The organism is Pseudoalteromonas sp. SG45-1, assembly GCF_014164135.1.
Lineage (GTDB): Bacteria > Pseudomonadota > Gammaproteobacteria > Enterobacterales > Alteromonadaceae > Pseudoalteromonas > Pseudoalteromonas distincta.
In genome coordinates this window covers 1-5,851 of the sequence record NZ_JACJEP010000050.1, presented here as the reverse complement: position 1 = coordinate 5,851, position 5,851 = coordinate 1, and the positions used below count along the sequence as shown (strand labels likewise).

At 40.0% G+C, this 5,851-nt stretch carries 7 protein-coding genes; 2 read left to right on the top strand and 5 right to left on the bottom strand.

The annotated features are described in order from the left end of the window. Positions 1–192: 192 nt before the first annotated feature. Both H5117_RS20050 and H5117_RS20045 read right to left on the bottom strand, forming a co-directional pair. Positions 193–615, bottom strand: a complete 423-nt coding sequence (locus tag H5117_RS20050) for a TIGR02444 family protein (RefSeq protein WP_182738990.1) — start codon at positions 613–615, stop codon at positions 193–195. Further along, on the bottom strand, positions 599–2,521 hold the full coding sequence (locus H5117_RS20045) for an ATP-binding cassette domain-containing protein (RefSeq protein ID WP_182738989.1): 1,923 nt from the start codon (positions 2,519–2,521) through the stop codon (positions 599–601). The genes H5117_RS20050 and H5117_RS20045 overlap by 17 nt, the downstream gene beginning before the upstream one ends. A 132-nt stretch (positions 2,522–2,653) precedes the next feature. Here H5117_RS20045 and H5117_RS20040 point away from each other — a divergent pair, with 132 nt between their 5' ends. Beyond that, positions 2,654–2,857, top strand: coding sequence for a YheV family putative zinc ribbon protein (locus tag H5117_RS20040; RefSeq protein ID WP_007378899.1), 204 nt, complete (start codon positions 2,654–2,656; stop codon positions 2,855–2,857). 33 nt (positions 2,858–2,890) lie between these two features. Here H5117_RS20040 and H5117_RS20035 read toward each other — a convergent pair whose 3' ends face one another. Both H5117_RS20035 and H5117_RS20030 read right to left on the bottom strand, forming a co-directional pair. Beyond that, complete coding sequence (locus tag H5117_RS20035) at positions 2,891–3,106, bottom strand: SlyX family protein (RefSeq protein ID WP_004335946.1); 216 nt, start codon at positions 3,104–3,106, stop codon at positions 2,891–2,893. Continuing rightward, positions 3,093–4,091, bottom strand: a complete 999-nt coding sequence (locus tag H5117_RS20030) for a WD40 repeat domain-containing protein (RefSeq protein ID WP_138489926.1) — start codon at positions 4,089–4,091, stop codon at positions 3,093–3,095. The genes H5117_RS20035 and H5117_RS20030 overlap by 14 nt, the downstream gene beginning before the upstream one ends. Before the next feature lie 215 nt (positions 4,092–4,306). Between H5117_RS20030 and fkpA the strand changes: the two genes are divergently transcribed. Beyond that, on the top strand, positions 4,307–5,053 hold the full coding sequence (gene fkpA, locus H5117_RS20025) for an FKBP-type peptidyl-prolyl cis-trans isomerase (protein WP_004335950.1): 747 nt from the start codon (positions 4,307–4,309) through the stop codon (positions 5,051–5,053). 65 nt (positions 5,054–5,118) lie between these two features. On the opposite strand, the gene rsd is transcribed toward fkpA, so the two are convergent. Then, positions 5,119–5,589, bottom strand: coding sequence for a sigma D regulator (rsd, locus tag H5117_RS20020; RefSeq protein WP_138489928.1), 471 nt, complete (start codon positions 5,587–5,589; stop codon positions 5,119–5,121). Positions 5,590–5,851: the final 262 nt, after the last annotated feature.

Genomic DNA, 5,851 nt, shown 5'->3' with positions numbered 1-5,851 from the left:
GAGAAGTAAATGAGGGTAGAGCAATAAACTACTTGAGCCAAATAACTGCTCAATATTTATATTTTTACCTGGATAATTTAGTTTGTTTTCCTCTAAAAGCGAAGCGCCTCTTAACCTCTTTGTGAGTAAATTACTTGAAGGTTTTTTGCACAAAGAAAATAAGAAGTGGAGGAGGGTATAAAAACTAATATCCTAAGTGGCTTTCACATATAGCTCAATGTTGTTTGGCTCTGAAAGTTTGACTAATTCGAGCTGATTTACTGTTTCAATCAACATATGTTGCTGTTGTTTTTCAAGCTTCAGCTCAGCGCTTAGCAACTCTTCGCGTATTGTGGCGTAATCATTTAACGTATTCTGATTAGCTTTTAAATAGCTGCGTGCGGCGCGCAGAGGCTGTAATGCGTGAGTATCAAACTCACTAGTTACATTTATTAACTCATTTAACTGTTGGGCATTAACACTTAAATTTAATGAATCTAAATAAAGCAGTAATAAGCATAAATTAACATTTTTTCCTTGCTGGTTTTGTAGTGCCAGCAAGGTTTTTTGTTGCTCAGGCTTTGCGTACAAGGTGCACGCAAATTGCCAAAAATGGTCGCTATTGAGCAAGTTCATCGGCGAATGCCTGCTCTTTTTCTTCCATTTCTTCAAGTGCCATAAGTAGCTCTTCTTCAATGTCGTTAAGTTTAGGTGTAAGCGTTGCTTGCTTAGCTAATAACTCTTTAAGCTTGGCTTTGTTATCATCGTTGTAGAGTTCGTTGTCGCCAAGGGCTACTTCAACTTCGCTAAGCTCTGCAGTAAATTTATCGAGTTGCTTTTCCAGCTTTTCAATTTGCTTTTTAAGTGGCTGAGTGGCTTTTCTAAATTCAGCTTCTAAGCGCTTTTGCTCTTTACGGTTAACACCTGGGTTTGCTTTAGGCTCGTCGTTTTGCTGCGCTTTAACCGCTTCTTTATTGGCATTCAGTAACCACTGATAATACGCATCTAAGTCGTAACCAAACTGGGTTACTTTGCCGCCATCTACTAAGTAAAACTCGTCGGCGGTGTTTTTAAGCATATGGCGATCATGCGATACGGTAACCATAGCGCCTTCAAAGCCTTGTAGTGCCATAACAAGTGCATGGCGCATTTCTAAATCAAGGTGGTTAGTTGGCTCATCGAGTAGTAATAAGTTTGGTTTTTGATATACCAACATAGCAAGTACTAAACGTGCTTTTTCGCCGCCCGAAAATGGGGCTACAGGCTCAAGGGCTTTATCGCCAATAAAGGCAAAACCACCTAAAAAGTCACGTAGTGATTGCTCAGTAGCTTTTGGGTCGAGGCGTTGTAAATGCATTATTGCACTGGCTTTTAAATCAAGAGATTCCAGCTGATGCTGCGCAAAGTAACCAATATTTAAACCGTGATGCTGAATAACTTCGCCAGCTTGCGGCTCTAAATCACCAGAAAGGAGTTTAATTAGCGTTGATTTACCCGCACCATTTCTACCAAGTAAAGCAATTCGGCTACCTGGTACAAGGTTTAGCTCTATATTATTTAAAATAGTGACGTCACCATAACCCGCTTTGGCTTTATCTATTGTCATTAGTGGGTTTGGTAATGCTTTTGGCTCTGCAAACTCAAAGTTAAATGGCGAGTCGGCATGTGCCGGCGCTAGTTTTTCCATGCGTTCAAGTGCTTTTACACGGCTTTGTGCTTGTTTAGCTTTACTGGCTTTTGCTTTAAAACGCGTTATAAACTGCTCAAGGTGCGCAATTTGATCTTGTTGCTTATCAAACATTGCTTGTTGTTGTAGTAAGCGCTCAGCTTTTTGGCGTTCAAACTGCGAGTAGTTACCTTTGTACACGTTGATAAGTTGCTTATCTACATGCCAAATTTGATCAACCACCGCATCTAAAAACTCACGGTCATGCGATATAAGTACAAGGGTGCCAGTGTAAGCACGTAAAAAACGCTCAAGCCAATAAACAGCATCTAAATCAAGGTGGTTTGTTGGCTCATCGAGTAATAGTAAATCGGCGTCGCGTATTAATGCTTGGGCAAGGTTTAAACGCATACGCCAACCACCCGAAAACGAGCTTACAGGGTTTTCTATAAGGTTATTGGCAAAGCCTAGGCCATGTAATAGCTCACCTGCGGTTGATTCAATGCTGTAGCCTTTAATGTTTTCAAGCTGAATATGTACTTTGGCTTGTGTGTCGCCATCGTTGTTTTTCTCGGCCTCACGCAGTGCTATACGCATTGCGTAGTATTCTGGGTGGCCTTGAAGTACATAATCAATTGCGCTTATTTCAAGGGCGGGGGTTTCTTGTTTTACCGAGGCAATAGACCAATCTTTGGGAATACTGCAATTACCAGCATCGAGTTGCAATTCAGATTTTAGTAAACCAAATAACGTTGACTTTCCACAACCATTAGCGCCAACAAGGCCTACTTTATGTTCTGGAAATAACGTAGCTGATGCATTTTTTAATAAGGCTTTACCGCCACGAAGTAGTTCTATTTCTGAGATTTGGATCATGAATGCGTTACTTTGCTGTGCCCTTGTTAAGTTGGCGCTATCATAACATAGAACTTAATGCTCTTATCAAGCGTATCAACAAGTGAAGTTATACGATAAAATGACAGCAGTTCAAACCACAGGAAAAATGTTGTGAGACAAAAGAAGCGATTTATTGCTGGTGCATCGTGCCCTGACTGCAAAGCCATGGATACTATGATGCTATACAGAGAACATGATGTTGAAAAAGTAGAGTGTGTTGAGTGTGGTCATAAAATGGCGCAACCCGATAACGCTGTTCAGGCGTCTACTCGCCAATTTGAACAAGTAATTGGTGTGTTTAAACCGGGCGACTAACCCGGTTTTTTTATTGCCTAATTTTTACCGGTTTTAGTAATGCGGTGGAGGTGGCTCAGGTACTTCAGACATCATAGACGATGATGACTGCGACTCTTTAATTTTCTCTGCTAGCAGCTCGGTTTGGCGTTTCATTTTTGCTAACAGCTGTTGGTGCACTTTTATTTCATCATTTAAGACTTCAATCGTTTCGTCTTGAAAAGCCACTTTGGCTTCAAGTTCCATTAAGCGATGTTCAATTGTGTTCATTATTCTCTCGTATAATAAATCGCTCTGCGATCCCGCTGGAGCTTTCGGTTAACAACGACTTACCGTTATCTGTAAATGTCACATCTAGCACCACCGCCGATTTAGGCTTACTGCCTTCGCGCGGGGTAACCTGCCAAGTTTGAATTTTTTCACCGCTTGGTATTTGCCACAAATCTACGCGCTTATTTGGCGAGCCGGTTGCAAGCAAAGTGCCTTGTTCGTTAAAACGCACAGCAGTAAAAATTTTCTGACGCGCAATATACTTCAGTTTACTCACAAGATCACCTGTAGTCAGCTTCCATACATTTGCTTGTGCCATACTATCGGCCGTAAACGCATAGCGACCTTGTGGATCGAGCGTCACTTGGGTAACACGCGTTGGGTGATTAAAACGATGAATTACTTGACCTGTACGTGTATCCCAAAAGTAAGCAACATAATCGTTAGAGCCACTTAAGGCAAAGCGTCCGTTAGGTGAAAGGTCAACGGTGTTAACTTTATCTTGATGACCTAAAAACTCAATACGACGCCCGGTTTCTAGGTTTACAAATACGACAACGCCGTCGCTACGGCCGTATAAAACACTACGGCCTTGATTGCTAATGGCGATATCGCGAATACTGGCTTTTTGTATTTTGTAATAACCTTTATTTTTGCCTGTGGTTATATCCCACACAGCAAATGTGGTTTTTTCGGCGGTAACTGCCACGCTGTTATCAAAAGCAATGGCAACAGCGTACACTAGGCTGTCTTGTGACTGCTGCTGAAACCATTGGTATTTTAGCACCTGCTGTTGATTATCCCACAGGGCGACCCCATGGTTGATAGAGGAGATCAAACTGTATTTACCATCGTTTGAAACTGTTGATGAAAACGCACCTTGTGCAGCATGTTCGTAACTTGCTACAGCGTGTTGTTTTTTATCGGTACAGGCGATGGCTAAAAAACAGCTAAATACGATTAAAAAAGTACGAAATATCGACATATTACAGGTATTTCCCCTTAACTCTTAGTGACTGAGAGGTTAGACTAGGACGCGTTAAATGCCTAGGTTGTTTGTCTAATCACTGGATATGTTTTTAGTTTAGCTAACAATATGGAATTTAGTCATTAAACAAGCAGCCTATCATGTGGGCCGTTAATCTTTCACTAGTAATAATACATTAAAATGACAACTGCAAAGTATGTCGGAGATTTAAAATGAAAAAGACGATTAGATTGTCATTGATTGCAGCGTCAGTTTTAGCGCTTACAGCTTGTAATCAAGAAGCAAAAAAAGAACAAGCTGAAGTTAAATTAGACACTGTAGAACAGCAACAAGCATACGGTATTGGTGCATCTGTAGGTAACTTTTTAAATAAAGACCTAGCAGACAAAACAGAAATTGGTATTGAACTAGACCAAGCACTTTTAATTCGTGGTTTTGAAGATGCGCTTGCTGGCAATGCAAAAATTGACGAAGAAAAAATTCGCGAAGTATTAACTGCACTAGATACATCAGTACGTACTAAGCAAGAAGAAAAAGCTAAAGTAGAGTCTGAAAAAAGTAAAGAAGCAGGCGCTAAATACCTAGCTGACAACGCTAAAAAAGAAGGCGTTACAGTAACTGAGTCTGGTCTGCAGTACGAAGTACTTAGCGAAGGCGATGGCGAAAAGCCAGTGGCAACTGATGTAGTTAAAGTACACTACAAAGGGACTTTATTAGATGGTACTGAGTTTGATAGCTCATATGCGCGTAACGAACCGACAACTTTCCCTCTTAACCGCGTAATTGCGGGTTGGACTGAAGGTTTACAACTTATGTCAGTGGGTTCTAAGTACAAGTTCACTATTCCTTCAGAACTTGCTTACGGTGACCGTGACTTAGGTAAGATTCCAGCTAATTCAACACTTGTATTTGAAGTTGAATTACTTGAAATTCAAAATGAAGAAGCACCAGCACAATAATAAGCTTATTGTGTAAATGCAAAAAGGGACCTTAGGTCCCTTTTTTAATATGCGTAAGTAACGTATTAATTCGTGTGATTAGAAAACAAGTTATCAATAAGCTCATCTTCAAGTGCAAAACGAGCTTCTAATGCCTCACCAATAACAGATAAGTCATTATCAAAATCTTTCAATAAGTCTTCTTTATCTACTTCTGCGTACTTATCATTAAAATCTAACGCCACATCGGTTGTGCTAGAAATACGCGGGTAAATAGAGTTTGCAAGCTCTTGGCTTTGTAAGCCCTTTTTTTCGCATGCTTTTGCTATATCGTCATATACTTCAAAATGGCCTGCAGATAGGTAATCCATTAAAAGCTGGCAAAATGATTCAATTAGTTTTGGCTCTGGCAATGCTTGATCTTGCTTTTCGTATGGCGTAAAGCCTGCAATTTTGCAGTAAAGTACAATAAGTTCTTGGCGTTCGTTTAGCCATTTATCAATTACTGTGTGGCTACCACCCCATTTCTGTTGAGCTTTTTCTACACGCGTCAGCATAACTGTTCTCCTAGCTGGGTTGGTTTTTAATTTAAAATATAATAAGTTTATGTACATCAAGATATATTTAATTTGCGCGTATATCAACAAGTAAAGTTGAGCTACTTTGAGGGTTGTACCTTTTTATATAAACCGAGGCGAGGGATTTTATTTTAGGCAATAAAAAACCACCAGTTACGGTGGTCTAATTTCTTTCAGTGACTTGTTATAACAAGCTTTCTTATTTTTATGAGATGATTTTTATTGTTATTATTTTAAAACA